At 73.9% G+C, this 2,766-nt stretch carries 3 protein-coding genes; all 3 read right to left on the bottom strand.

The genetic code is table 11. The features are described 5' to 3' along the window. Positions 1-121 precede the first annotated feature (121 nt). The 3 genes from ACZ60W_RS37205 to thiE all read right to left on the bottom strand — a co-directional run bounded on the left by ACZ60W_RS37205 (position 122) and on the right by thiE (position 2,677). Positions 122-967 (bottom strand): hypothetical protein, encoded by an 846-nt coding sequence (locus tag ACZ60W_RS37205; protein ID WP_469759831.1) that lies wholly within the window; start codon positions 965-967, stop codon positions 122-124. 54 nt (positions 968-1,021) lie between these two features. Further along, complete coding sequence (gene metF, locus ACZ60W_RS37200) at positions 1,022-1,939, bottom strand: methylenetetrahydrofolate reductase [NAD(P)H] (RefSeq protein ID WP_366302371.1); 918 nt, start codon at positions 1,937-1,939, stop codon at positions 1,022-1,024. An 84-nt stretch (positions 1,940-2,023) separates the two neighbouring features. Continuing rightward, positions 2,024-2,677, bottom strand: a complete 654-nt coding sequence (gene thiE, locus ACZ60W_RS37195) for a thiamine phosphate synthase (protein WP_469759830.1) — start codon at positions 2,675-2,677, stop codon at positions 2,024-2,026. Between the last annotated feature and the right edge of the window lie 89 nt (positions 2,678-2,766).

Here is a 2,766-nt window from a genome sequence, read left to right as displayed (position 1 = left end):
TCTCTGCCCCCCCAATAATAACATGTCTCGAGGCTGCGTGGGGGGGGGGGGGGGGGCGCCTCCCCCCCCCCCCCCCTCCCTCGCCCCCCCCCCCCCCCCCCCCCCCCCCCCCCCGCGGCGCTCAGTACCGGTACTGCTGCTGGTCGTCCGGATGCGGCTCGTAGCCGTAGGGCCCCGGGGCCTGCGGCTGCTGGTGGGGGTCGGGCTCGGTGTCCCGCTGCTGCGGCACCCAGACTCCGCCGGGCGGGGTGTCGTAGGTGTACGAGGGGGCGTAGGGGTCGGTGTAGTACGGGGCGTACTGCTGGCCGTCCGCGCCGGGGCCGATGTACGGGTCCGAGTAGGGGGCGTACTGCTGCTGTCCGGCGGCGCCGTAGTCGTAGGCCGGCTGCTGCTCGTAGGACGTCTGGCCGTACGCGGACGGGTCGTAGCCGGTCTGGTCGTAGCCGGCGGCGTAGGGGTCGTATCCCGGCGCGTAGCCCGCGCCGGTGGCCTGGCCCGCGTCGTAGACGCCGTACTGGCCGGTGTCCTCGGGGAGCGGCTCGGGCTCGTAGACCGCGGCGGTGCCGATGTCGGCGGGCCGGGACGCGGCGCCGTCGGCCTGGTCCTGGGCGGCGTAGCCGGTGTCGTCGTCGCCGTAGGACAGCTCGGTGACCTCCAGGGTGGGCCCGGCCTGGACCGGCGCCCCGGACCTGCGCCGGCGGCTGGCCCCCGGGTTGCCCCCGATCGCCCAGCCGGTGGAGAAGCCGCGGCGGAAGGAGAGCGTCACGTAGGTCTGGCCGACGGCGAAGGCGACGGCACCGGCGACGATGACCGCGACCGAGGGCAGCAGGACGCCGAGGACCACGCCGAGGAAGCCGCAGAAGGCGAGCACGCGCCAGCGCAGCCGCGCCTTGTACTGGAGGAGGACCTCCCCCAGCAGCCAGAGCGCGACCACGCCGAACGCGATGTAGAGGACCGTCCACCCCATGCCCCGCCGCCCCTCTCCACGGTCACCGCCGCGGGTCGGGGCGGGTACGACCGGTCACGACTGCTGGTGCAGTCCGAGATTCTCGTAGATCTCGAGCGTCGCGGTGGAGTTGTTCAGCGTGATGAAGTGCAGTCCGGGGACACCCTCGGAGAGCAGACGCGCGCAGAACTCCGTCGCGAACTCGATACCGATGGAGCGTACAGCGGCGGGATCGTCCTTGACGGCGAGGATGCGGTCTTTCACATCCGCGGGGAACGCGGCGTTGCTCAGCTGGGGCAGCCGGTCGAGGGTCCGCACGTTCACGACGGGCATGACCTCGGGGATGATCGGGGTCTCGCAGCCGGCCTTCACGACGCTGTCCCGCAGCCGCAGGTAGTTCTCCGGGTCGAAGAACATCTGGGTGATCGCGTAGTCGGCGCCCGCGCGGCACTTGTCCACGAAGTGCCGGATGTCCGCGTCCCAGTCGGTGGAGCGGGGGTGCATCTCGGGGAAGGCCGCGACGCCGACGCAGAAGTCGCCCGACTCCTTGATCAGCCGGACCAGGTCGGCGGCGTACTTCACGCCCTCGGGGTGCTCGACCCACTCCCCCAGCGGGTCGCCCGGCGGGTCGCCGCGGACGGCGAGCATGTTCCGGATGCCGGCGTCGGCGTACTGGCCGAGGATGTTGCGCAGTTCGGCGACGGAGTGGTCGACGGCCGTGAGGTGCGCGACGGGGGTGAGCGTGGTGTCGGAGGCGATCTTCTGGGTGGCCTTGACGGTGCCGCCGCGGGTGGTGCCGCCGGCGCCGTAGGTCACGGAGACGAAGCTGGGGCCCACCGCCTCGACCCTGCGCATGGCGTTCCAGAGGACCTGCTCACCCTTCTCGGTCCGGGGGGCGTAGAACTCGAAGGAGTACGACGTGCCGCCGGAGGCGAGGATCTCGCGCACCGTGCGCGCGCGGTCCGAACGGACGGAAGCGGTACCTAGGGCCATACCGGCAGGTTAGACGCGGGGCGGCGGGCCGCGTACACGGCGTCCGATTGGTGGACACCTTTTCGGACACCCGAGCGGCCGGGGTCAGGCCCCCGCGCGCTCGCGGACCCGCTTGGCCAGAGCCGCGGCCGCGGCGGCCGGGTCGTCGGCCTCGGTGATCGCCCGGACGACGACGACGCGGCGGGCGCCCGCGTCCAGGACCTCGTCGAGGTTGGTCTCGTCGATGCCGCCGATGGCGAACCAGGGACGGTCCTGGCGCAGGCCGGCCGCGTACCGCACGAGGTCGAGTCCCGGCGCGTACCGCCCGGGCTTGGTGGGGGTGGGCCAGCAGGGGCCGGTGCAGAAGTAGTCCACGCCCGGTTCCGCGGCGGCCGCGGCGACCTCGCTCTCGGCGTGGCAGGAACGGCCGATCAGCACCCCGTCGCCGAGGATCGCGCGGGCCGCGGGGACGGGCAGGTCGCCCTGGCCGAGGTGGAGCACGTCGGAGCCGATGGCGTGGGCGACGTCGGCCCGGTCGTTCACGGCGAGGAGCCGGCCGTGGCGGCGGGCTGCCTCGGCGAAGACGGCGAGGTGCTCCAGCTCCTCACCGGCCTCCATGCCCTTGTCGCGCAGCTGCACGACGTCCACGCCGGAGGAGAGGACCGCGTCGAGGAACTCCGGGAGGTCGCCCTGGCGCCTCCGGGCGTCGGTGCACAGGTAGAGCCGGGCGTCGGCGAGCCGCTCACGAGGCGTGGGCATGGGTGGGTTCCCCCCGTTTCGTGCGCCGGCGCCGGGGGGGGGGGGGGGGGGGGGGGGGGGGGGGGGGGGGGGGGGGGGGGGGGGGGGGT

The sequence above is a fragment of the Streptomyces sp. NPDC104202 genome (assembly GCF_055584185.1).
The sequence above is the reverse complement of the archived record's forward strand: the minus strand, read 5'-3'. Positions and strand labels throughout refer to the sequence as shown.